Genomic DNA, 23,184 nt, shown 5'->3' on the forward strand with positions numbered 1-23,184 from the left:
GCTGACGCCATCTTTTGTTGGAGCGTCATCATGTCAGCCACCTCTTTGGCCAAACCTCGCATGCCGATCGCGCTCTACGCGCTGACGGCCGGCGCGTTCGGCATCGGCACCACCGAATTCGTGATCATGGGTCTGCTGCTGCAAGTGGCCGCGGATCTGCGCGTCACGCTCGCCGCCGCCGGCTTGCTGATCACCGGTTACGCGCTGGGCGTGTTCGTCGGTGCGCCGCTGCTTACCGCGGCGACCAGCAGACTGCATCGCAAGACCGCGCTCGTTGCGCTGATGGTGATCTTCACCGTCGGCAACCTGACGAGCGCGCTGGCGCCGAACTATGCGGTGCTGATGATCGCGCGCATCATTACCTCGCTGGCGCACGGCACCTTCTTTGGTGTGGGCGCCGTGGTTGCCACCGGACTGGTGGCAGAAGACCGCAAGGCCTCGGCCATCTCGATCATGTTCACCGGCCTCACCGTCGCTACGTTGCTGGGCGTACCGGCCGGCGCCTGGCTCGGACACGCCTACGGCTGGCGCGCGGCGTTCTGGGCGGTGACCGTGATTGGCGTTGTCGCCACGGCGATCATTGCGCTGTGGGTGCCGGCCGATCGCGGCGATGCGGCGCCGGTGAAATTCTTCGAAGAACTGCGCGGCATCGCCAAACTGCAGGTGCTGCTCGGCCTGCTGATGACCGTGCTGGGCTTTGCCGGCGTGTTTACCGTGTTTACCTATATCCAGGCGATTCTCACCACGGTGACGGGGTTTGCCGACAGCGCGGTCTCGCCGATCCTGCTGGTGTTCGGCGGCGGCCTGGTGGTCGGCAATCTGCTCGGCGGTCGATTGGCCGATCGCCGACTCACGCCGACCCTGCTGGGCTCGCTGATCCTGCTCGCCGTCGTGCTGGGCACGATGACCTTCGCGCTGCACAGCAAGGCGGCGATGATCGCGTTCACCGGCCTGCTCGGCATCGCCGCTTTCGCCACCGTCGCACCGCTGCAGCTGCGCGTGCTGCAGAAAGCCGCCGGCGGCGGGCAGAGCCTGGCATCGAGCTTCAATATCGCCGCATTCAACCTGGGCAACGCGATCGGTGCGTGGCTGGGCGGTGTGGTGATCTCGCACGGTCCTGGCATTGGGGCCGTGACGTGGGTCGCTGCACTGGTGACGGTGTCCGGCCTGTTGGTGGCGCTGGTAAGCGTGCGGTTGGACCGCGCTCAACCTTACGTCTCGCTGGATCGCGGCGCTTGCGCCACCGGTCACGCCTAAGCTCAAAGCAAAGCGCACATCCCGATCAGGAGATCGTCATGCATTCCCACACGCGTCGCTCTACGACGTATCCATTCCTCATGCCTAACGCCGGCCGCCGACTCATGCATCTGATTCTGTTTTCCATCGCCGGTTGCCTCGCCACTATGGCAGCGGCAGCTCCACTGCCGACGACGAGCGACGCGCACTGGATCACGACATGGACGGCCAGCCCGCAGCCGCTTTGGGCCGGCGACTTTCCCCTGCCGACCCATGTCCCGTTCAATGTCTGGAACCAGACCCTGCGGCAAACGGCACGCATCAGCGTCGGTGGGCGAAGCGTTCGTATTCAATTGTCGAACGCCTACGGCACCGCACCGCTGGTCGTCGGTTCGGCCCACCTGGCATTGGCAGGCGACGGTGCCGATATCGTCAACGGCACGGATCGACCGATCACGTTCTCGGGCCGGCGTTCCGTCACCATCCCGCCCGGCGCACCGGCTCTGAGCGACCCCATCGATCTTCCCGTGACCGCACTTCAGCGCGTATCGGTGAGCCTGTATTTTCCGCACCCGACCGCACCGTCCACCTTTCACTGGGACGGGCGACAGACCGCTTACGTGGTGACCGGCGATCAGACGGCCGAGGCATCGATCGCGCCAGAGTCGACGTTGACCAGCCGCCTGTTTTTAAGCGCGATCCTGGTCAATGCACCATCGACAACGCGCACCGTCGTGGCCCTGGGCGACTCGATCACCGACGGCGCCGGAGCGACGATGGATCGCGACACCCGCTGGCCCGATTTCCTGGCGGCGCGGCTGGCAGACAAACATGTGGCCGTGCTCAATGCAGGCATCTCCGGCGCGCGACTGCTGCAGGACAAAATGGGCGACAACGCGCTCGCCCGGCTCGATCGCGACGTATTGAGCCAACCGGGCATCGCCTCGGTGATCGTGCTGATCGGCATCAATGACATCAGCTGGAACCATATGGCGTTTGCGCCCGACGACGGCGCTGCCGATGCCGAACAGCTGATCGCCGGTTATCGACAGATCATCGCCCGAGCCCATGCGCGTAACGTACGCATTGTCGGCGCAACATTGACGCCATTCGAGGGTGCACTGAAAGACACTCCCCTGATGGGCTACTACTCCGCTGACAAGGAACGCATGCGGCAATCGGTGAATGACTGGATACGCCATAGCGGCGAATTCGATGCCGTTGTCGACTTCGACGCGTTGCTGCGCGATCCCGCCCACCCCACGCGCCTGCTGCACGCCTACGATTCCGGCGACCACCTGCATCCCGGCGACGCGGGTAACAAGGCCATGGCGGAGACTGTCGACCTAGAGGCACTACTGCGCTCGTAACGATCGCAAGCGCAGATATGGGAAAGCCGCACGAAGCAAGCCGCACGCGCTAGCATCGGTCGTCCCTGGCTCGGAGATGCCCATGCGCCGCACCGCTCTCGCTTTTGCGCTCGCCACCGTCGTAATCTCGTCGCTGCACGCCGCCGATACGCCCGCGCCCAGCGTGCAGGCAATGGCGCAGAAAGAGTTGCCGCAAGTCACCGCGTGGCGGCGCGATATTCACCAGCATCCCGAGCTCAGCAACCGCGAGGTGCGCACGTCGGCGCTGGTGGCGGCGCAGCTGAAAAAGTTCGGGCTGGAGGTGCATACCGGCATCGCGCATACCGGCGTGGTCGCGCTGCTTAAGGGGGATCTGCCCGGTCCGCGGCTGGCCATTCGCGCCGACATGGATGCGCTGCCGGTGACCGAGCCGGCCGGACTGCCGTTTGCCTCGACGGCGACCGGCGAATACCGCGGCAAGCCGACCGGCGTGATGCACGCCTGCGGCCACGACGCGCATACGGCGATGCTGCTGGGCATGGCGCAGGCGCTCAGCGGCATGAAGAAGACCCTGCACGGCTCGGTGCTGTTCGTGTTCCAGCCGGCCGAAGAAGGTGCGCCGGCCGGCGAGGAAGGCGGCGCCTCGCTGATGCTGAAGCAAGGCCTGTTTCGCGATTTCAAACCGGACGCGATGTTCGGCATGCACGTGGTCAGCTCGCTCAACGTGGGCACGGTGTCGGTACGGCCGGGGCCGACGATGGCCGGCTCGGACTGGTTCCGCATGGTGGTGCACGGCAAGCAGACGCACGGTGCCATGCCCTGGAACGGCATTGACCCGATCGTGACATCGGCGGAAATCATCACCGCCGCGCAGACCATCGTCAGTCGCCGGCTGGATATCAGCACGCTGCCCGCCGTGCTGAGCTTCGGCATCGTCGAAGGCGGCTCACGCTACAACATCGTGCCCGACCAGGTGGAACTGCAGGGCACGCTGCGCACCTTCGACGCCGGCATGCGCCAGCAGGCGGTGGACGACTTGAAGATGACGGCCGAGCACATCGCCGCCGCCAATGGCGCCACGGTCGACGAACAGATTCCGGTCGGCGACAGCAATCCCGTGCTGGTCAACGACCCCGCGCTCGCCGCGCGCGTGCGCGCCAGCATCGGCAAGGCGATCGGCAGCGACCACGCGATCGAAGCGAAGCCGTGGATGGCCTCGGAAGACTTCGCCTACTTCGCGCAAGCGGTACCTAGCGTGTATTTCTTCGTCGGCGCCACGCCAAAGGGCCAGGACGCCTCGAAGGCGCCGTCCAACCATTCGCCGAAGTTCTTTCTCGACGAAGGCGCGCTGACCATCGGCATGGAGTCGATGCTGCAGGCGAGCCTGGATTATTTGAATGGGCCGGCGGCCTGAGCGCCCCTCCCCATGGCCAACGTGCTTATCCCTTTACCCAGCCGCGATTCCGATCCGTCGGAAGTCGCGGTGAGCTGGCAGACCTTGCGCAGCGATGGGCATGTCGTCGTGTTCGCCACGTCCGATGGACAGCCCGCGCACTCGGATGAGCTGATGCTCAGCGGCATAGGGCTGGACCCGTGGGGCTGGTTGCCGGGTCTACGCAGGCTGCGCGTGGTCGGGCTGGTGCTGCGCGCCAATGGCGATGCGCGCAAAGCTTACGCCGCGATGCAGAACGATATTGCGTTTGGTTCGCCACGGCGCTGGGACGAGCTCCATGCCAACGACTTCGATGGACTGCTGCTGCCTGGCGGACATCGCGCGCGTGGCATGCGCGAGTATCTGGAAAGCCCTGTTTTGCAGCAGCTCGCGGTGGCATTCTTCGATGCCGGCAAGCCGGTGGCGGCGATCTGCCATGGCGTGCTGCTCGCCGCGCGCAGCCGCTCGCCCAAGACAGGCAAATCCGTGCTGTTCGGCCGCCGCACCACCGCACTGACCTGGGCCTTCGAGAAGAAGGCGTGGATGACGACGCGCATCACTCGCTTCTGGGATCCTCACTATTACCGAACCTACAACGAGGCGACCGATCAAACGGACGGCTATATGTCGGTGCAGCAGGAAGTGACGCGCGCGCTGGCCGACCCCGCCGATTTCCGCGACGTGCCCCCCGATGTGAAAGACTACGCGCGCAAAACCAACGGCATCGCACGCGACAGCGCCACCGACGACTCCCCGGCATTCGTGGTCCGCGACGGCAATTACCTGTCAGCCCGCTGGCCCGGCGACGTGCACCGATTCGCCCGGGAGTTTTCGGCGATGCTGGCCGAAGCAAAGACGTAGGTTGGCGGTGAGCGAAGCGACAGTGGAGGCTGGATGCCGAAACGAACATTCGCGCAGCGAATGGCCCGAAGGGCCGCAGGAGCGAGCTGTAACCCCAACATCGAACGCTGAGGACCGTTGGGGTTCGCGCTCCGCTCACAGCCAACCTACACCGCTGTGGCGCCCAACTGCGCGCGCTGGAAGCGGCGATGGTGGATGAGCAGGCCGGTGAAGTAGAGGATGTAGTAGCCGATCAGCAGGCCGATCACCAGCATGGTGAGAGGGCTGGAGGTGTAGGCGGACGACCAGGCTTGTGCGCCGGCGTCGGGCACGCCCTGCCCCTGCAAGGCGACATGGGCTTGATGTACCTGCGGCATCACCACGACAAAACGATAAGCGAGCCGGCCGAGCAGCAGCACGGTGAGAAACGCACCGATCCAGGGATTGGGGACGTAGCAGTCACCGCGTACCGGATCGACTTCGAAGCGGGTCAGGCGCACGCCGAGGATGCCGAGCGCCGCGCCAAGTATCACGCCGCCGAACAAACCTTCGGCCAGTTCGATTTTATGCAGGCCGGCCAGCGCGAGCAGCACGCCGATCACGGTAAAAATCGCGATGCGCGCGATCATGGTCTTGCGCTTGATCGGCTGGCGGCCGAACGAGCGACTGACGCGGCGCCAAACCACCCACGCCATGATCGGCAGCATGATGAGATATTGGGACAGGTGGGCAGGCATGGGCATCGCCGGTGAGTGGATACCGGCACAGCTTAATCCAGCGCCGAGGCAGTGACGACTGACGGGATACCGCCGTCGCGCATGACGACTGTCATGCGCCGGGCATCACCCTAAACCGTTGCTAGGCGTCGCCGAGCTGCTCGGCCAGCGAGCGCGTTTTGTCCATCACCACATCGCCGGTATGCAGGGTCGATTTGCGCTCGATCAGCAGGATGTGGCACTCGTCCGACGCAACAGGATTGTGCCGCACGCCCTTGGGCACCACGAACATCTCGCCCTGGTCCAGCTCGATCGCCTCGGCGTTTTCCAGCTCGATGCGCAGATGTCCCTTGAGCACGAGGAACAGCTCGTCCTCGTCGTCGTGGCTATGCCAGCACAGGCTGCCGTGCACTTTGGCGACCTTGATGTAGTTTTCCTCGAGCTCGCCCACCACGCGTGGCGACCAGTACTCGGTCAGCGCGGCGGCTACGGCCTGCGGTGAGGTGGCCTTGGCCATGGCTATTTCGCTTTACCTTGGTTGGCGACGGCCGCCATCTTCGCTTCGATCTCGGCGGCGTCGCCGAGGTAGTAGTGGCGCAGCGGCTTGAGGTGTTCGTCGAACTCGTAAACCAGCGGAATGCCGTTGGGAATGTTCATCTCGACGATGGCTTCGTCGGAAATATCGTCCAGGTACTTCACCAGCGCGCGCAGCGAATTGCCGTGGGCCACCACCAGCACGCGCTGACCGGCGCGGATCGCCGGCGCCAGTGTCTCGTGCCAGTACGGCAGCACGCGGGCCACGGTGTCCTTCAGGCATTCGGTGTCGGGAATTTCCTTGGGATCGAGCGTGGCATAGCGCGGATCGTGTACCGACTCGTTGGCACTGCGCTCCAGCGGCGGCGGCGGGATGTCGTAGCTGCGGCGCCAGATCTTGACCTGCTCGTCGCCGTACTTGGCTGCCGTTTCGGCCTTGTTGAGGCCGGTGAGGCCGCCGTAGTGGCGTTCGTTGAGGCGCCAGTCGGTCAGCACCGGTATCCACATCTGCTGCAGCGCGTCCTGCACGCCCCACAGGGTGCGCACCGCACGCTTGAGTACCGACGTATGCGCGACATCGAAGGTATAGCCGGACGACTTCAGCAGCTCGCCCGCGGCGGTCGCTTCGGCGTTGCCCTGCGGCGTGAGGTCGATATCGGCCCAGCCGCTGAAGCGGTTATCCAGGTTCCACTGCGACTGGCCGTGGCGAATCAGTACGAGCTTGTGCATGGCGATCATCAGGTGTGGACAGGCCGGCATGGTGCGGCCGCGAGCCGGCAGCGTCAAATCCGACCCCTGCCACAGGTCACGGTAAACCCTGAGGCGCGCCGGCGCATCCTAACTGCACACATCATCTACGGAGACTGCCATGCGTCGATTCCCGACGATTTTCATCAGCGCGGCGTTTGCCGTGGTCCTGCCGCTGGCGAGCCTGCCCTCGGCGGCCTGGGCCAGCGGCGACGACATCAGCAAGATCAACGGCTCGGTCACTGTCGAGGCCAACCAGCCGGCCGGCGACGTGAGCACGGTCAACGGTTCGGTCCATATCGGCGACGGCGCCACGGTGGAGAAAGCCAATACGGTGAATGGTTCGATCGATCTGGGCGACAAGGGGCAGGCCAAGTCGCTGGAAACGGTCAATGGCGCCGTGACGCTGGGAGGTGCCAGTCGCGTCAGCGGTGACGTCACCGCCGTCAACGGTGGCCTGCATTTGGCCCAAGGCGCCGAGGTGCTGGGCAAGGTCAGCAACGTCAACGGTGTGATCGCGCTGGAGGCCGCGCACGTGGCCGGCGGCATCGACACGGTCACCGGTGACGTCACCGTGGGCGCCAATTCGCACGTCGAGGGCGGCATCCTGGTCGACGAGTCGCACGGCTGGATCCACAAAAATACCCACACGCCGGTGATCGTGATCGGCCCGCACGCCGTGGTACAGGGCACGCTGGAGTTTCGTCGCGAGGTGATCCTGAAAGTCAGCGACAGCGCGCAGATCGGCCCGGTCAAAGGCGCCACCGTGGTGAAGTTTAGTGGCGCGACTCCTTGATGAGCGGGAGCGAGAGCTAGGGACGAGGGGCGAGTAGCGAGGGCGTCAGACGAAGGCGCTGCGGGAAGCCGGCAGTCGGCGCGAGTCGGCTCTCCGCCTTTCGCTCACCCCTCGCCCCTCGCCCCTCGCCCCTCATCTCTCAACTCTCAATCCAATCCCTAGGCTTCAAATAATCCGCCAGCTTCGCCTCGGCCGAGCCGGCTTCCGGCGCGTAGGCGTACTCAAAGCGCACGCGCGGCGGCAGGCTCATCAGGATCGATTCGGTGCGCCCGCCAGACTGCAGGCCGAACAGCGTGCCGCGGTCGTAGACCAGGTTGAACTCGACGTAGCGGCCGCGGCGGTAGAGCTGGAATTCGCGTTCGCGCTCGCCGTATGCCGTGTCCTTGCGGCGTTCGACGATCGGCAGGTAGGCGTCGAGAAAGCCGTTGCCTACCGCCTGCATGAAATCGAAGCAGCGCTCGAAACCGCCCTCGTTGAGGTCGTCGTAGAACAGGCCACCGACGCCGCGCGTCTCGTCGCGGTGCTTGAGATAGAAATATTCGTCGCACCATTTCTTGTAGCGCGAATAGACATCCAGACCGAACGGCGTACACAGCGCGTTCGCCACGCCGTGCCAGTGCCGTACGTCTTCTTCATACGGATAGAACGGCGTGAGGTCGAAGCCGCCGCCGAACCACCACACCGGGTCCATGCCCGGCTTGCCGGCCTCGAAATACCGCACGTTGGCGTGTGTGGTCGGTACGTGCGGATTGCGCGGATGCAGCACCAGCGAGACGCTGGCCGCCACGTACGAAGCACCGGTGAGTTCGGGCTTGCGTGCCGTTGCGGCAGGCGGCAACGACTTGCCCCGGGTATAGGAAAAATTGACGCCGGCCTGCTCGAACACATCGCCTTCGCTCAGCACGCGCGTGCGTCCACCGCCGCCGCCCTCGCGCGTCCAGGCATCCTCGACAAAGCGGGCGCGGCCGTCGACCTGCTCCACGGCGGCGCAAATGCGGTCCTGCAGTCCTCTCAGGAAGGTTTCGGCACGTTCGGCCTGCTCGCTCATCATTTGTCCCGATCCATTCGACAGCGGCGAGCTTAACAAGGCGTCACGGCAGGCGTCGGCGTTCCCGCGGCCTTCATGCCCGAAACTTCAGTATCGGCGCCGTCTGCCGCCGATCCATCGGAAGGCTAGGCAATCCCCGAATCGACCGGTAGGCTTTTGCGATGCCCGATCCCATGACACCGCTTGCGGTTACCGCGTACACCGCCACCTCGGCCATCGGCCACGGCCTGGCGGCGCAGTTCGATGCCCTGCAAGCGGCCCGCAGCGGCCTGCGCCCGAACGACTTCAGCAGCGCCCCGCTGGATTGCTGGATCGGCCGCGTGGCTGGCGTAGAGGACGCACCGCTGCCGGCGTCGCTGGCCGTGTGGGAGTGCCGCAACAACCGGCTGGCCTGGCTCGGCCTGAACCAGGACGGTTTTCTCGACCGCGTGCGCGCCGCGCGCCAACGCTACGGCACGCACCGCATCGCGCTGATGCTGGGCACCTCCACCGCCAGCATCGGCGAGACGGAAGCCGCCTACCGCCGGCTCGACGCCGACGGCGGCTTTCCCGCGGACATGCGTCGCCCGGCCATACACGCGCCGCATTCGCTGGCGGCCTTTGTCACCGCGGCGCTGGAACTGGAAGGTCCGTGCCTGACCATTTCCACCGCGTGTTCGTCCAGCGCGAAGGCGTTCGCCAATGCCGAACGGCTGATCCGGCTCGGCCTTGTCGATGCCGCCGTGGTCGGCGGGGTGGATACCCTGTGCGACAGCGTGCTGTTCGGCTTCAACGCGCTGGAGCTGGTCTCGCCGCAGCCGTGCAGGCCGTTCGACGCCGCGCGCAACGGCATCTCGATCGGCGAGGCCGCCGGCTTCGCCCTGCTCGAGCGGGTCGACATCGCCCCGGCGGCACCGCGCCTGCTCGGTTACGGCGAAGCCAGCGACGCGCACCACATGTCCACGCCGCACCCGGACGGCCTCGGCGCCGAGCTGGCGCTGCGCGACACGCTGGCGCGCGCCGGCATCGACGCCGATCGGGTCGATTACATCAATCTGCACGGCACGGCGAGCCAGAAAAACGATGAAGTGGAAGCCGCACTGGTCAGCCGCGCGTTTCCAGCGCGCACCCGCGGCAGCTCGACCAAGGGGTTTACCGGCCACACGCTGGGCGCCGCCGGCATCATCGAGGCGACCATCGCGCTGCAGGCGATCGAACACGGCCTGATCCCGGGCAACCTCGGCGGCGCGACGCCCGACGCCGGCTGCGGTCCACAGTTTGCCTGGACGAACGAACAACGGCGGGTCGACGTGGCGCTAAGCAACTCGTTCGGCTTCGGCGGCAACAACGCCTGCCTCGCCTTCGCCCGCGCGGAGTTTGCCGCATGAGGCCGCTGCGCATTCACGTCGAAGGCATCGGCCTCTGGTCGAAGCAACTGGGCGACTTCGCTGCGCTGCAGGCGCTGCTGGGCGGCCACGCACCCGAGCCGCCGTCACCGAAACCGGCCGCCACCACGCTGCCGCCGAACGAACGCCGCCGCGCACCGGAAAGCGTGCTGCTGGCAGCCGAGGTAGCCGGCCAGGCGGTGGCGATGAGCGGCCGCACGGCAGACTCGCTGACCTGCGTGTTTTCCTCCTCGCACGGCGATCAGGCGATCACCGATTACATGTGCGCCACGCTGGCGAGCGCGCCCAAGGAGCTCTCGCCTATCCGCTTCCACAACTCGGTGCACAACGCACCGGCCGGCTACTGGACCATCGCCACCGGCTGCCACGAACCGTCCACCGCCGTGTGCGCACAGCGGATGAGTTTTGGCGCCGGGCTGCTCGAAGCGATCAGCCATGCGCTGGCCGACCGCTGCCCGGTGTTGCTGGTGTGCAGCGACATCGCCGGCGTGTTTCCGCTGGTCGAAGAAACCGGCTGCACGCAGTCGTTCGGCTGTGCGCTGGTGATCACTCCCGACCTCAGCGACAGCACGCTGGCCTCGCTGGACATCACGCTGGCGCCGATTCAGGACTTGGCCGACGACGCGCTGCCCGAACCACTGGCCGGCTGGCGCACCGCCAACGCCTCCGCCGAAGCGCTGCCGCTGCTGGCCGTACTGGCGCGCGGCCACGGCCATTGCGAGCTGAAGGCGGCGGCGAGCCTGGCGCTGCGGATCGAGCTGCGGGCCGCCGCAGCTCGGCAAGATCACGCGCCAAGCCGCGCCGCGGAGCAGGTCGCGTGATCGCCTCCACCGCCCGCTGGTGCGTGCTGATTCCCTGCCTCAACGAGGAAGAGGCAATCCAGTCGGTGGTGCAGTCGGTGCTGGCGCTGGGCGCGAAAGTGATCGTGGTGGATGACGGCTCGAACGACCGCACCCCCGAGATCGTCGCGGCCATGCCGGTGACCCTGCTGCGTCACGCGCAGCGGCGCGGCAAGGGCGAGGCGCTGCGCTGCGGGTTTCGCGAAGCGCTGCGGCAAGGCTTCGACGCGGTGCTGACCATGGACGGCGACGGCCAGCATCTGGCGGCCGATATTCCGCGTATCGTCGCGGCCGCCGCGGGCCATCCCGAGCACATCGTGATCGGCGCGCGCCTGCTCGATCGCGACCAGCAGCCCAAGGGTCGACGCCGCGCCAACGCAGTGGCCGACTGGGGCATTTCCTGGGCCTGCGCGCAGCCGGTGGCGGATACCCAGAGCGGCCAGCGCTGGTATCCGCGCCGTGCGATGGAACTGGTCGACCTGCCGGCCGAACATTTCGTGTTCGAAGCGGCGATCCTGATTGCCGCCTCGCGTGAAAAAAAGCTCGGCGTCGTCGCGGTGCCCATCGCCTCGCGCTATCACGGCACGTTTCGGCGCAGCCACTTCGCCCCCGTGCGCGACGTCACCCGCATCACCACTTACACCATCGGCCGGGTGATTCATTACGGCAACATCGTGAAAAGCTACCGGCGCTCGCGCGCGCAGCCGTTGGTGGTCGATCAAATCGGCGCGAGCGCGCCGCTGACCACCCTGGCGCCGGTGCCGTAATCGATCGATCGCCGCGCGCATGCGGCGAAATTACGCGTCGATACGCCGCGCCGCTGACGCCCAAAACACCGGCGCCGTGCGACGATCAAACGGTGCATAATCAAGGCCGAAACGGCGGCGCGGAGTCTGCATGACCAACACGTCCCACGATGCGGTAATACTCGGCGGCGGCCTCGCCGGGCTGTGCCTGGCACTGCAGCTGCGCGGCGAATTTCCGGACATGGACATCGTGGTACTGGAGCGCCGCGCGCATCCGCTGCCCGCCGCCGCGCACAAGATCGGCGAGTCGACGGTGGAGATTGCCGCGCATTATCTGGCCGAGACGCTGGGCCTGCGCGAGCATCTGGAAACCGAGCACATCCGCAAATTCGGCTTCCGCTTTTTTTTCTCCGATGGCCGCAGCGATCTGGAGAACGTCACGGAGCTGGGCGTTCGTCGGGTGCTGCCGACGCCGAGCTACCAGATCGATCGCGGCATCTTCGAGAATTTTCTCGGCGACGAAGCGCGCCGGCGCGGCATCGATTTTCGCGACGGCGTGACCGTGCAGACGTTCGAACTGGGCAGCCACGACGGCGCGCACAGCGTGCGCTACAGCGACGCCGGCGGCGATACGCATGCGCTCAGCGCGCGCTGGCTGCTCGACGCCTCCGGCCGCGCCGGCATGATACGGCGCCGGCTCGAGCTGACCCGCGACAACGGCCACCACGCCAACGCGGTGTGGTTTCGCCTCGACGACCGTCTGGCGATCGACGGCTGGTGCGACGACAGCGACTGGCAGAGCCGCTGCAACCCCGCCGAGCGCTGGCGCTCGACCAACCACCTGTGCGGTTCGGGTTACTGGACCTGGCTGATTCCGCTGGCTTCGGGCGCGCACTCGGTCGGTATCGTGGCCGACGCGGCGATGCATCCGATCGACACGATGAACACTTTTGCGCGCGCGCAGGACTGGCTCGGCGTGCACCAGCCGGCGATCGCGCGCGAAGTGGGCAAGCGGCAGGACAAGCTGCTCGACTTCGCGTTTTTCCGCCACTACTCCTACGGCTGTGCGCGCATGTTCAGCGCCGACCGTTGGGCGCTCACCGGCGAGGCCGGGCCGTTTCTCGATCCGTTCTATTCGCCCGGCACCGACTTCATCGCGATCGCCAACACCTATATCTGCCGGCTGGTGGCGATCGATCGCGCCGGCCAGCCGATCGCGCCGTACGCGCGGTTGTACGAGCGGCTGTTCCTGTCGTTCTACGAGAGCACGCTCAAGCTCTATCGGCATCAGTACCCGCTGTTCGGCAACGCCGAAGTGCTGCCGATCAAGGTGATCTGGGACTACGCCTACTACTGGGGCGTGCTGTGCCAGCTGGTGTTCCAGCAGCGCCTGGGCGATGCCGCGCTGTTCGCCGACATGGCGCGCGAACTCGAGGCGGCGCAGGCGCTCAACGAACGCATGCAGCATTTCTTCGGCCGCTGGCATGCGCTGTCGCAGGGGCGCAATCCGCGCGGCATGCTCGACCAGGGCATGCTGCCGTGGTTCGCCGAAATGAATGCCACCCTGCACGATCAGCTCAGCGATGCCGCCTTGCGTATGCGCCTGCGTGAAAACCTCGACCTGCTCGAAGGGCTGGCTGCCAGTATCGTCGAGCGCGCGGTGGCCGACGGTGGCGACGCGCTGCGCGGCGACATGCGCGACCTGGCCCGCGCGCGGCTGCGGCCGATGCTGTTCGCCGCTTGAGAATTTCTCTTAGGCCATGCCGCCGTTGATGCCGATGACCTGGGCGTTGATGTAGGCGGCCGCGTCGCTGCACAGAAAGGCAACCAGCGCCGCGACTTCGGCCGGCTTGCCGGCGCGCTGCGCGGGGACCATCTCGCGGATACGCTCGGGCGGAAAGTCGTCGCCGATCATGCGGCCCTCGATGATGCCCGGCGCCACCACGTTGGCGGTGATGCCGCGCGAAGCCATCTCGCGCGCCAGAGACTTCGTCGCGCCGTGCAGCGCGGCCTTGGCCGCCGCGTAATTGGTCTGGCCGCGGTTGCCGACCTGCGCGGCGACCGAACTGACCGACACGATGCGACCGAAGCGCGCGCGCGCCATCGGCAACAGCAGCGGCTGGGTGACGTGGAAAAATCCGTGCAGCGACACGTCGATCACCCGATGCCACTGCTCGTCGGACATGCCCGCCATCGGCGCGTCGTCATGGATGCCGGCGTTGTTGACCACGGCATGGATGGTGCCTTCGGCCAGCAGCGCGTCCAGCGCGGCGCGCGTCACGCCCGCGTCGGTGACGTCGAAGGCGCACGACTCGGCGCTGCCGCCCTGCTCACGAATGGCCGCGGCGACGTCGTCGGCGCGATGCAGGCTTTGATTGCCGTGCACGATCACGTGATAGCCGCCAGCGGCCAGCGCGTGGCAGATCGCGCTGCCCAGCTCGCCACTGCCACCGGTGACCAAAGCACGACGCAAGGAAGGAATCGCGGTCATGGCGTAGATCTCAGGAGTCGGGGTGGATGACGGCCGCGCGGCCGCTGGCCAGCAGGCGGCCGCGGTGCTCGACGCGAAACAGATATTGCGCGCTGGCTTCGCCGGCCTGCAGACATTGCGCATGGACGTCCAGACGGCCATCGCAGGTGTCGACATACTCGGCCAGCAGCTGCACATCCCGCAGGCTGACCAGCCGGCCGGGTTTGGCCGTTTTCGCGCCCGCGGCGCGCGCCAGCAGGGCGCCATGCACGGCCATCGCCTGCGCGCCGTATTCGGCCAGATGCACCGCGTGCAGCCCCTGCGTACCGCGCAGCGGATTGTCCGCGCGCGCGTGGCCCTCGGTGACGGCGTGGATGGTGTGCTCGTCCCACGCCACCACGGCGTCGAGCAGGCACATCGCGCCGGCGTGCGGAATCAGTGCCGCCCAGTCAGTCTTCGGAAGCATGCGGCGCCATCAGGATGGAAAGACAGAAGTGGAACGCCACGCCCAGGCTCACCGTGAGCCCGATCGCGCGCAGCACCGGAATGGTCGCCCAGGCCAGCATGCCGAACACCAGCAGCGCGGACAGCACGCAGACTCCGGTCGCATGCAGGGTGCGCCGCTGTTCGGCCGGGTCGCCGGTATCGCGCTCGAAGAACAGCGCGTAGTGCAGGCCCAGGCCGCCGGCCAGGATCAGCGCGACCAGATGGAATAGCGAAATCTCGATGCCGGCCACGCGCTCCACCGCCAGCACCAGAAAGGTGGCCAGCGTCATCGGCGCCAGCACGTGCCAGGCGCGACGCAGGCTGCGCAGCGCAAAGCTGATGGTGACGATCAGCAGCACGGTCGCGGCCAGCAGCGCCTGCAGGATGCGCGTACGGTAGTCGACCACCAGCGATTCGGACGCCGCTTTCAGATCGAGCAGGCGCACCGTGCCGCCGCTGTTGTCACCGAGCGCCTGCACTGCCGCGACATCGTGCAGGCCGCTGATCGAGCCGAGCCCGAGCCAGTGGCCGTCGCGCTTAGTCAGCATCGAGGCCAGACGCTGTCCCAGCGGCGAGGCCGCGTACAAGGCCGGAGTCAGCGGCGGCAGCTGGCTCGCCGTGGCCACGTCGTCGAGAAACGGCTGGAACAGATTCGGCTGGAACGGCAGGCCCTGCAGGGCATCGCCGAGCGAATGTTTCAGCGCCTCGGCATCCGGCAACTTTTGCTGACGCGATCGCTGCAAGGCGACGCTGGGCAGATAGCGCGACGGCAGCTCCAGAGCGTCGACCGCGTGCGCCGCCACCAGCGCATCGACCTTCGGCTGCAGCGCCTCGGACAGCGCCAGCACGCCCTGCTCGGTCGGCGCCTGCAGGACAAGCAGGTAGCGCACGTCCGGCGCGCCCAGCGCTTCGCGCAGGCGCGCGTCGTGCATCAGCATGTCCTGCGGCAGCGGGGTTAGCGCCGCCAGGTTGTTCTGCCAGAACGGTCCGGGCGCGAACGCCAGCATCAGCACGATCGCCAGCGCCACGACCAGCGGAATCCACCGCGGCCGCGGCAGGCGATCGACCCGCTCGCGCGCCTTCACCAGCCAGGGCAGATCGGCCACGTCGCGCGCCTTGCGCGGCAGCAGATGCGGCAGCAGGTAGCGCGTGCTGAAGCCGGCGACCAGCAGGCCGACGATGGTGAACACCGCCAGCTGCTTGAGGCCGCTCACGCCCGACGCATAGAACGCCAGGTAGGCGATGCAGGCCGACGCGATGGCGGTGAGCAGCAGCGGCCACAGCGCCCGCACGCTTTGCACGGCGTCCTCGCCCGCGCGCCGATGGCTGAGCACGCGGATCGGGTATTCCTGCGCCACGCCGAGCAGGGTAAAACCGAAAGCGAGCGTAATGCCGTGCACCTCGGGAAACGCCAGCGTCAGCGCCGCGATGCCGGCCAGGGCCGCGCTGGCGATCGGCAGCGCGCCCAGCAGCAGCGAGCTCACGCTGCGATAGGCCAGCAGCAACAGCGCGATAAAACCCAGGGTGGAAATACGCCCGATCCATTCGGCCTGATGCTGCGTCTGCGCGCCGATCACCATGCTGAAGTAACCCGGCCCGCTCAGATCCAGATGCGCGCCGGCGCTGCCGGGCAAAGCACGGAACACCTGCTCGATGCCGCCGATGGCCTTGGCCTGCGCGTCGGGATCGAAACCGGCGGCGGCGGTCTGCACCACCAGAAGCGCCTCGTGCTGCGGCGAGAACCATACGCCCTCGCGCAGCTCGGGGGATCTCGGCGGCGCCCAGCGTTCGGCCAGCTTCAGCACTTCCAGCGTGGGGTCGCGCGGCAGCAGGTCCTTGAGCAGGCTGGCGCCGGGCGAGGACAGATCGTCCAGCCGCTGCTGCAGCTGGTCGGCAAGATAGGCCTCATCGAGCGGCTGGGTATCCAGCGTCGGCGACAGCAGGTAGCGATAAGGCAAAAGCTTGGGGTCGAGTGCGCCGAGATCGAAGCCACCGTTGAGCACCTGGCTGTAGCGCGGATCTTTTTTCAGCGCCGCGACCAGGCCCTGGCTGAGCGCGGCGAGCTTCGCGTCGGGCTGGCCCGATATGGCCAGCAGCAGCAGGCGCGAGCCGGCGCCGTCGCCGACCTGTGCCATCAGCAGGCGCTGATCCGGCGTGGTCGGTGCCGGCATGAAGCTGCGCAGATCGGTGCTGACCTTCAGCCGCTGGCTGACCATCCAGCCCAGCCCGGCCAGTACCAGCAGCCACAGGACCAGCAGCGTGACACGCCCGCGCTGGCTCATGCTCAGTGCGCGCCCTTGCACAGCGCCTGCAGCGAGGCGCGCGTCGGCTGCGACGGCATCTGGTCGGCCAGCGGGCCGAGCAGGTCGATGGCCAGATCGCCATCGGCTTCCTGCATCTGCATGCAGCGCGGCTGCTTGCCTTCACCGTCGATCACGATGCTGGCGACGGTCTTGGCGACTTTCGCATCGCGCGGGGTCAGCGTCAGCGTCCACGCGCCGCTGGCCTGCCCGGTCTGGCTGATGTTGAACGCCTGCTGCAAGCGGCTGCCGTCGCCGCTGAGCAAGGCTACGAAACTGTCCAACAGCACCTGCAGCTGCGGCGCGTGCGACAGCGAAAACGTGCGCGCACTTTTGCCCGCGCGCTGCAGCGTCACTTCGCCGTTGGCGATGCTGGCCGTTTCCTGATTCGGATGATCGACGCGGCGCTGCAGCTGATCGCCGCCGAGCCAGGCCAGCTCGCCGGAGACGACCAGCGGCTTGTCCAAAACTTTCAGAAAGCGTGCTTCGGCAAACGGCGTGCGCGCCGGTGCGGGCTGGCCCAATGCCGCAATCAAGGTTTGCGATGTGGCCGATGAGGATGCCGCAGCTGCGGTGGTTTCAGACCTCGACGCGCTCGCCCAGGGTAGCAACGTCATGCACAGCAGTACCGCGAACATCTTGCTGCCAGAAATCATAGAAGTTGAACCAGTTGTAGGGTGCGACATGGACGTAGTGTTCCAGGCGTTGGGCATAGCGGGTGATCAGTGCGTCCAGGGCCGGGCCACGCTGCTTGCGCGGAATCTCCACCCGGTCGGCCATCGCCTCGAACACCACGCGATAGCGGTTGCCGCCCAGGTACAGGCCGAAGCACAGTATCACCGGCACCTGCAGCGTATGCGCCAGCAGCCACGGGCTGATCGGGAACGGCGCCGGCGAGCCGAGAAACTCCGCATGACGCAGCGACTCGTGACCGCGGCCGCGATCGGCCAGCATCGCCACCATCGCCCCGCTCCGACAGGCCTCGGCCATCGCCAGCGCGATGCTGGTGCCGTCCTTCGAGGCATCGATCACGTTGGCCCCGATGTCGGGCGCGAGGTCTTCCAGCAGGCGCGTCATCGCCGGCGTTTTCTGCTTGTCCAGTACCACGCGGATCGACATGTCCGGCCGCCGCGCGCCCACCGCGCGCAGGGCTTCGAAACTGCCCTGATGCGAACCGAACAGCAGCACGCCGTGGCCGCGGTCGATACAGGCATCGAGCAATTCGAGCCCTTCGGTTTCGATCTCGAACAGAGACTCGCCACGCGCCAGCAGAAAGATCCGGTCCAGGCTGGTCGCCGCGTAACTGTGCATGTGATGGAACACCTGGCGCATCGTGGCCGGCTTGCCAAACACACGCTGCAGGTATTGCCGCGAGGCGAGGCGCTCGGGCTTGCGCCGCAGATAGAAATACAGCGTGATCGGATACAGACACGCGCGGGCCAGCCCGCGGCCGCCGTACAGCGCGATGGTGCGGATGATCCACATCGCGAAAAAGCCGCCGCCCTCGGGGCGGTCCTGCCAGTGCTCCTTGGTGGTCATGCTGCCGCCTCGATCGTGCCGCGCGCCAACAGCGTGTCGCCGCGAAAAATCTCGAAGCGAAGGCGCTCGGCAGCGGCCTGCGTGAGGCGTACAACGGCGGTTTCGGCCGGCAGCAGCGGCGCCACGAATTTCGCGTCCATCACACGGGCCAGTCGCTGCCCGCGCCATGTGCGCAACGCCATCGCGACCTGCTCCAGCAGGATCACGCCCGGCACCAGCGGATGACCGGGAAAGTGACCGGGCAAGGAAGGATGATCGAGCCCAATGCAGAATGGGTGCTCAAAGGTTTCATGGAGTGTCGCCGTCTCGTCTGCGTCCGTCTTGATCACATCGGCACTCATCGCGGCGACGCCCCTTTGCCATGCATCAGCTGCGGCCACTGAAGCATGAGCTTGAGCAGCATGTCGTGAAGACCGAGATGACTGAGATGGCGCAGGCGCCAGCGGCGGTAGCCGTATTCCAGCGCAAAGGCCACCGCCAGCACCAGATAGCCGCCGACATGCAACCACATCGCGGCCCAGCGATCCGATACCGGCAGCGGTGAGGTGAATCCCAGACGCGCCAGCACGCCCGTGTGCTCGGCGCACAACAGCAGCATCGCCAGCAGCAAGGCCTGTGCCGCCAGCAGCAGCGTCCAGCTCCAGGTGATGTCATGCGCGTAGCGCGCCACACCCGGTTGCGCCAGGCGCTCGAGACCTTCCAGCGCCACGATGAAACGGGCGACCAACGGTTCGGACGTGCCGAGCGTCCTGCCAAAACCGATGGCCAGCAGTGCGCTGACCAGAATCGGCACGCTCTCCAGCAACAGGTCCGCGAAGCCGAACACCGACGACAGCAGCAGCGCCGCCAGAATCGCCAGCCAGACCAGCCACTCGCCCATGCGCAGCATCAGCAGCCGCGGCAGCATCAGCGCGGTGGCCAGCAGGAGCAGCGCGATCAATGGAAAGATCTGTCGATGCGTCACGTCGCCGGCGATCGCCAAAACCGGATAGGCAAGCAGCAATGGCAGCACATAGCGGCGCGTGTCGACGATACGCCGCGGCGGCTCAGCTGAAAGAGGCGGAAGCGTCATACCGGATACCGTGATGACCGAACACACGGGCAGGTTTGCCACACGCGTGGTTAGGCGGCGAGGCGATGCTGCTCGACATGCGCCGACAGCGTGCGCAGGCTGGTGAAGATCTGCCGGTTGTCAGGGTTGTCCGAACGCAGCTGAAAGCCGTAGCGTTTGGACACGGCCAGGGCGATCTCCAGCGCGTCGATCGAATCCAGCCCGAGATCGCCGCCGAACAGCGGCGCGTCGGGGTCGATCTGGTCGGGCGTCACGGTATCGAGGTTCAGGCATTCCACGATCAACGTGGCCAATTCGTGTTCCGACGCTGTTTGCTCTGCCATGCTCGATTCCGACTGGGGTTTACTTCGCCTACACCCGGTGGCGACGGCCATGCAGTGTAACATAGCGATCTTAACGTTCTTGGTTGCACCGCATGGTTCAGGGAAGTGAAAAACCGCAGTTTGACCCCCTTTTGCGCCGCGCCCCGCGCGTGTCGTATCGCGTTGGCGATACCGCCGCCGCGCTGAACGAATCCGGCACGCTGGCCCTGCTCGGCTTCGGCGCCGGCAGCCAGAAAACGGGTGACCCCCGTGCGCTGCAAATCGCGCTGGAAAGCTTCGACGCCCCAGCGCCGTTGGAGATCTGGCAGGTCGATGCACCGGTGACCCATGGTCGCGTCGACGCCCTGCGTTGGTCGGCTGGCGGCGGCTGGCTTTTTGCCGCCATCGAGCTGGACGAACGTGAGCACGGCGGTCCGGAAGGCGCGGCGAACACGGCCTACACGCAGGTGCGCCAGTTCCTCGAACAGCGCGCGGAGCGACATGTGCTGCGCCTGTGGAATTACCTCGGCGCCATCAATGAAGGCGTCGGCGATGCCGAGCGCTACAAACAGTTCTGCGACGGTCGCGCCGCGGGTATGAGCAGTTTCTTCGCCGACGGCTTTCCCGCTGCCAGCGCCATCGGTCATCACGGCCCGGCGCACCGGCTGCAGATTTACCTGCTGGCCTGCGACCAGCCCGGCGAGCGCGTGGAAAACCCGCGCCAGGTCAGCGCCTGGCGCTATCCGCGCCAATATGGCCGCACGCCACCGAGCTTTGCCCGCGCCATGAACCTTCCTGGCAACGACGTGCTCGCGATCTCCGGTACAGCGGCGGTCGTCGGCCATGCCTCCGCCCATGACGACGACCTGGATGCCCAGCTCGACGAGACCCTGATCAACCTGGAAACGCTGCTCGCCAGCGCCGACATGCCTGCGGGCTTCGACACGCACTCGCCGCTCAAAGCCTACGTGCGACACGCTGTCGACGCCCCACGCGTGCGCGACTTTTTCCGTCGCCGCCTGCCCGGCGTACCGGTGCTGCTGCTGCACGGCGATATCTGCCGCCGCGAACTGCTGGTGGAGATCGATGGGTGGCGGTATGCGTAGCGCGTACTCGCGGGTTCGAACTTCGCCTCAGTAAGCTCGCGCCAGCCATTGGTCCGCGCCGTCAGAGGTCACCGGCAAGGTACGCACTGACCAGTGCAATAGCGATGAGCATGGCGCCGCCGAAGAAAAACGCGATATGCGGTGAGCCCACAGGCTTCCCGGCATCTTTATCGATCTTGCCCGGCCTGATGGGCAGGATAAGAAACGTTTCAGCATTCGTTGCCTCCGGCGCGTTGCGCATGTCATCGGCGTTTGCCGGAAGCGTCGACAGGGAACCACTCTCAACACTTCGAACCATCACAATCAGGTCGTTGGCATGCTCGAAGATCTCACGCGGCGCCTTGTTCCATTCGAAGGTGGACGAATACCTACCGCTGGAAAAGACCTGCTTGAAAATAGGCTCCGCCTGGTTGCGTGGCACTAAGGGCGGATCCCACAGAAAGGTGTCGAGCAGTCCGTCCGGCAGGCCAAGCTGTTGATCCAGCCGCGCGAGATCGCTTTCGAGTCCATCCAGAACGCTTGCGTCGGCGCTGTTATCGAAGCGCTGACGCGCGAACTTTTCGACGCCTTCCGCCGTTTGCCAGCAGACGGCTACAGGTTGTTTTTCTTGGTCGAGGAAGGCGATCACGGATACGAGCAACTCCTTACCCATGGCCGCCGTGATAGCGGTCGAGCGCGAAACCCAGTCATCGGGAAAATCGATGCCCCGATAAATCTCCGCCACCACCCTGATCCTAATTTCAATCGTCATGGCCTCCGGCTCCCCCTTCCCTGTTTTTTAGACACCCGCCCTTGGATTCACAACAGGCCTTCGGTCGGGACGCTTAGGTATCGCGCTTGGTGGGCCGTGCCCATCCGCGAAGCGTGGCCTGCTTCGCGCGGGTCAGCGTCAGTTCGCCCTCGGGCGCGTCACGGGTGATGACGGAGCCGGCACCGATCGTGGCTTGGGCACCGACGGTCACCGGCGCGACGAGTGCGCTGTTGGAGCCGATGAAGGCGCCGTCCTCGATGCGGGTGATCGACTTGTTGATGCCATCGTAGTTGCAGGTGATGGTGCCGGCACCGATGTTGACGCCTCGGCCGATGATGCTGTCGCCGAGGTAGCTGAGGTGATTGGCCTTGCTGTTTTCGCCGACGGTGGTTTTCTTGACCTCGACAAAATTGCCGACGTGCACGCCGCTGGCCAGTTCGGTGCCGGGGCGCAGGCGCGCGAACGGGCCGATCACGCACGGACCGTGGGTAATCACACCCTCGACGTCGCAATGTGCGTGCACGACGGTACCGGCCGCGAGTTGCACGTCCTTGAGCCGGGTGAAGGCGCCGACGCGCACGTCGTCGCCAAGCACTACCTCGCCTTCGAGGATCACATCGATATCGAGTTCGACATCCTGCCCCACGCGGATCGTGCCGCGTACATCGATGCGCGTCGGGTCGGCCATGCGCACGCCGTCGAGCGCCAACACGCGCGTGGCGCGACGGCGAAAATGCGCCTCCAGCTCGGTCAGCTGCCACGGGTCGTTGGCACCGGCCGCCTCGACCGGGTCGGCGCATTCGACGCTCAGCGCGGCGCGATTTTCCCGCGCCGCCATGGCAAAGATATCGGTGAGGTAGTACTCGCCCTGTGCGTTGTTGCGATCCAGTCGTGCGATCCAGCCGCGCAGCGCGGCCGCGTCGGCGGCGAGGATGCCGGTGTTGATCAGCGTGACGGCGCGCTGTTCCGCAGTGGCGTCCTTCTCTTCGACGACTTCGGCGATCTGCCCGGCCGCATCGCAAAACACGCGCCCGTAGCCGTGCGGGTCGTCCAGCCGCGTGGTGAGCAGGCGCAGAGCGCCGCCGGCCTGCACAAGCGGCTGCAACGTGTCGGCACGGATCAACGGCACGTCGCCGTATAGAACGAGTACCTGCGCGCCGTCGGCGATGGTCGCGAGCGCCTGCTCGACGGCGTGGCCCGTGCCCAACCGCTCGGCCTGCAGCACCCAGTGCAGATCGGACTGGCCGGCGAAGGCCGCGCGCACTTCGTCACCCGCATGGCCGTAGACAACGTGGATCGCCGCCGGCTGCAAGGCGCGCGAGGTACTCAGTACATGGGCCAGCAGCGAGCGACCGGCCAGCGGCATCAGCACCTTGGCGTGGCGGGATTTCATCCGCTTGCCTTCGCCGGCAGCAAGAATGATGACGTGCAGCGAGGAATTAGGCATGACAGCACCAACGTGATCGAAACAAGAGGTAGTCAGCGACGCA

Annotated in this window: 24 protein-coding genes; 10 read left to right on the top strand and 14 right to left on the bottom strand. The window is 66.4% G+C overall.

Features of this window, described 5'->3' with window-relative positions:
- Nucleotides 1-30: 30 nt before the first annotated feature.
- The 4 genes from HDE76_RS13300 to HDE76_RS13315 all read left to right on the top strand — a co-directional run bounded on the left by HDE76_RS13300 (nucleotide 31) and on the right by HDE76_RS13315 (nucleotide 4,878).
- A complete protein-coding gene (locus HDE76_RS13300) occupies nucleotides 31-1,257 on the top strand; it encodes an MFS transporter (RefSeq protein ID WP_179481005.1) in 1,227 nt (408 codons plus the stop codon).
- A 38-nt stretch (nucleotides 1,258-1,295) separates the two neighbouring features.
- Nucleotides 1,296-2,606, top strand: coding sequence for an SGNH/GDSL hydrolase family protein (locus HDE76_RS13305; protein ID WP_343205710.1), 1,311 nt, complete (start codon nucleotides 1,296-1,298; stop codon nucleotides 2,604-2,606).
- An 82-nt stretch (nucleotides 2,607-2,688) separates the two neighbouring features.
- On the top strand, nucleotides 2,689-3,999 hold the full coding sequence (locus HDE76_RS13310) for an amidohydrolase (protein ID WP_179481003.1): 1,311 nt from the start codon (nucleotides 2,689-2,691) through the stop codon (nucleotides 3,997-3,999).
- 12 nt (nucleotides 4,000-4,011) lie between these two features.
- Nucleotides 4,012-4,878 carry a type 1 glutamine amidotransferase domain-containing protein gene (locus HDE76_RS13315; protein ID WP_184508243.1) on the top strand — a complete coding sequence of 289 codons (867 nt, stop codon included), beginning with the start codon at nucleotides 4,012-4,014 and terminating at the stop codon, nucleotides 4,876-4,878.
- Nucleotides 4,879-5,024: 146 nt separating this feature from the next.
- Here HDE76_RS13315 and HDE76_RS13320 read toward each other — a convergent pair whose 3' ends face one another.
- The 3 genes from HDE76_RS13320 to gpmA form a co-directional block, all read right to left on the bottom strand.
- Complete coding sequence (locus tag HDE76_RS13320) at nucleotides 5,025-5,594, bottom strand: DUF1453 domain-containing protein (protein WP_184508246.1); 570 nt, start codon at nucleotides 5,592-5,594, stop codon at nucleotides 5,025-5,027.
- Between the two features lie 121 nt (nucleotides 5,595-5,715).
- Nucleotides 5,716-6,090, bottom strand: coding sequence for a cupin domain-containing protein (locus tag HDE76_RS13325; protein ID WP_184508249.1), 375 nt, complete (start codon nucleotides 6,088-6,090; stop codon nucleotides 5,716-5,718).
- A 2-nt stretch (nucleotides 6,091-6,092) separates the two neighbouring features.
- Nucleotides 6,093-6,836, bottom strand: coding sequence for a 2,3-diphosphoglycerate-dependent phosphoglycerate mutase (gene gpmA, locus HDE76_RS13330; RefSeq protein WP_179480991.1), 744 nt, complete (start codon nucleotides 6,834-6,836; stop codon nucleotides 6,093-6,095).
- A gap of 139 nt (nucleotides 6,837-6,975) precedes the next feature.
- Here gpmA and HDE76_RS13335 point away from each other — a divergent pair, with 139 nt between their 5' ends.
- Nucleotides 6,976-7,650, top strand: a complete 675-nt coding sequence (locus HDE76_RS13335) for a hypothetical protein (protein WP_184508252.1) — start codon at nucleotides 6,976-6,978, stop codon at nucleotides 7,648-7,650.
- Nucleotides 7,651-7,789: 139 nt separating this feature from the next.
- On the opposite strand, the gene hemF is transcribed toward HDE76_RS13335, so the two are convergent.
- Nucleotides 7,790-8,698, bottom strand: coding sequence for an oxygen-dependent coproporphyrinogen oxidase (gene hemF, locus HDE76_RS13340; protein ID WP_184508255.1), 909 nt, complete (start codon nucleotides 8,696-8,698; stop codon nucleotides 7,790-7,792).
- A gap of 161 nt (nucleotides 8,699-8,859) precedes the next feature.
- Between hemF and HDE76_RS13345 the strand changes: the two genes are divergently transcribed.
- The 4 genes from HDE76_RS13345 (at nucleotide 8,860) to HDE76_RS13360 (ending at nucleotide 13,412) form a co-directional block, all read left to right on the top strand.
- Nucleotides 8,860-10,065, top strand: a complete 1,206-nt coding sequence (locus HDE76_RS13345; RefSeq protein ID WP_184508258.1) for a beta-ketoacyl-[acyl-carrier-protein] synthase family protein — start codon at nucleotides 8,860-8,862, stop codon at nucleotides 10,063-10,065.
- The gene (locus HDE76_RS13350) at nucleotides 10,062-10,904 is read left to right on the top strand and encodes a beta-ketoacyl synthase chain length factor (RefSeq protein ID WP_184508260.1); all 843 of its coding nucleotides are present in this window, start codon (nucleotides 10,062-10,064) and stop codon (nucleotides 10,902-10,904) included. The genes HDE76_RS13345 and HDE76_RS13350 overlap by 4 nt, the downstream gene beginning before the upstream one ends.
- Entirely contained in the window at nucleotides 10,901-11,689 is a 789-nt protein-coding gene (locus HDE76_RS13355; protein ID WP_184508263.1) for a glycosyltransferase family 2 protein, read from the top strand. The genes HDE76_RS13350 and HDE76_RS13355 overlap by 4 nt, the downstream gene beginning before the upstream one ends.
- A 130-nt stretch (nucleotides 11,690-11,819) precedes the next feature.
- Complete coding sequence (locus tag HDE76_RS13360; RefSeq protein ID WP_184508266.1) at nucleotides 11,820-13,412, top strand: tryptophan 7-halogenase; 1,593 nt, start codon at nucleotides 11,820-11,822, stop codon at nucleotides 13,410-13,412.
- A 9-nt stretch (nucleotides 13,413-13,421) separates the two neighbouring features.
- On the opposite strand, the gene fabG is transcribed toward HDE76_RS13360, so the two are convergent.
- The 8 genes from fabG to HDE76_RS13400 all read right to left on the bottom strand — a co-directional run bounded on the left by fabG (nucleotide 13,422) and on the right by HDE76_RS13400 (nucleotide 19,858).
- Nucleotides 13,422-14,159, bottom strand: a complete 738-nt coding sequence (gene fabG / locus HDE76_RS13365) for a 3-oxoacyl-ACP reductase FabG (RefSeq protein WP_184508269.1) — start codon at nucleotides 14,157-14,159, stop codon at nucleotides 13,422-13,424.
- Nucleotides 14,160-14,169: 10 nt separating this feature from the next.
- Nucleotides 14,170-14,604 carry a phosphotransferase gene (locus HDE76_RS13370; RefSeq protein WP_184508272.1) on the bottom strand — a complete coding sequence of 145 codons (435 nt, stop codon included), beginning with the start codon at nucleotides 14,602-14,604 and terminating at the stop codon, nucleotides 14,170-14,172.
- Nucleotides 14,588-16,906, bottom strand: a complete 2,319-nt coding sequence (locus HDE76_RS13375) for an MMPL family transporter (protein WP_184508275.1) — start codon at nucleotides 16,904-16,906, stop codon at nucleotides 14,588-14,590. The genes HDE76_RS13370 and HDE76_RS13375 overlap by 17 nt, the downstream gene beginning before the upstream one ends.
- A gap of 2 nt (nucleotides 16,907-16,908) precedes the next feature.
- Nucleotides 16,909-17,541: an outer membrane lipoprotein carrier protein LolA gene (locus tag HDE76_RS13380; RefSeq protein ID WP_255481591.1), complete on the bottom strand. Its 633-nt coding sequence runs from the start codon at nucleotides 17,539-17,541 to the stop codon at nucleotides 16,909-16,911.
- Nucleotides 17,504-18,463, bottom strand: a complete 960-nt coding sequence (locus tag HDE76_RS13385) for an acyltransferase (RefSeq protein WP_184508281.1) — start codon at nucleotides 18,461-18,463, stop codon at nucleotides 17,504-17,506. Before HDE76_RS13385 ends, HDE76_RS13380 begins: the two co-directional genes overlap by 38 nt.
- Nucleotides 18,460-18,729, bottom strand: a complete 270-nt coding sequence (locus HDE76_RS13390) for a hydroxymyristoyl-ACP dehydratase (protein ID WP_179481101.1) — start codon at nucleotides 18,727-18,729, stop codon at nucleotides 18,460-18,462. The genes HDE76_RS13385 and HDE76_RS13390 overlap by 4 nt, the downstream gene beginning before the upstream one ends.
- Before the next feature lie 71 nt (nucleotides 18,730-18,800).
- The gene (locus HDE76_RS13395) at nucleotides 18,801-19,535 is read right to left on the bottom strand and encodes a xanthomonadin biosynthesis protein (RefSeq protein ID WP_184508284.1); all 735 of its coding nucleotides are present in this window, start codon (nucleotides 19,533-19,535) and stop codon (nucleotides 18,801-18,803) included.
- A 50-nt stretch (nucleotides 19,536-19,585) separates the two neighbouring features.
- Nucleotides 19,586-19,858: a phosphopantetheine-binding protein gene (locus HDE76_RS13400; RefSeq protein WP_179480965.1), complete on the bottom strand. Its 273-nt coding sequence runs from the start codon at nucleotides 19,856-19,858 to the stop codon at nucleotides 19,586-19,588.
- A 92-nt stretch (nucleotides 19,859-19,950) separates the two neighbouring features.
- Here HDE76_RS13400 and HDE76_RS13405 point away from each other — a divergent pair, with 92 nt between their 5' ends.
- Nucleotides 19,951-20,943: a pteridine-dependent deoxygenase gene (locus tag HDE76_RS13405; protein ID WP_184508287.1), complete on the top strand. Its 993-nt coding sequence runs from the start codon at nucleotides 19,951-19,953 to the stop codon at nucleotides 20,941-20,943.
- 61 nt (nucleotides 20,944-21,004) lie between these two features.
- Here HDE76_RS13405 and HDE76_RS13410 read toward each other — a convergent pair whose 3' ends face one another.
- Both HDE76_RS13410 and glmU read right to left on the bottom strand, forming a co-directional pair.
- A complete protein-coding gene (locus tag HDE76_RS13410; RefSeq protein WP_184508290.1) occupies nucleotides 21,005-21,694 on the bottom strand; it encodes a hypothetical protein in 690 nt (229 codons plus the stop codon).
- A 73-nt stretch (nucleotides 21,695-21,767) separates the two neighbouring features.
- Nucleotides 21,768-23,141 carry a bifunctional UDP-N-acetylglucosamine diphosphorylase/glucosamine-1-phosphate N-acetyltransferase GlmU gene (gene glmU, locus HDE76_RS13415; RefSeq protein ID WP_184508293.1) on the bottom strand — a complete coding sequence of 458 codons (1,374 nt, stop codon included), beginning with the start codon at nucleotides 23,139-23,141 and terminating at the stop codon, nucleotides 21,768-21,770.
- Nucleotides 23,142-23,184: the final 43 nt, after the last annotated feature.

Origin of the sequence: Rhodanobacter sp. ANJX3 (assembly GCF_014200755.1) — a bacterium.
In the GTDB taxonomy this organism is placed as follows: domain Bacteria; phylum Pseudomonadota; class Gammaproteobacteria; order Xanthomonadales; family Rhodanobacteraceae; genus Rhodanobacter.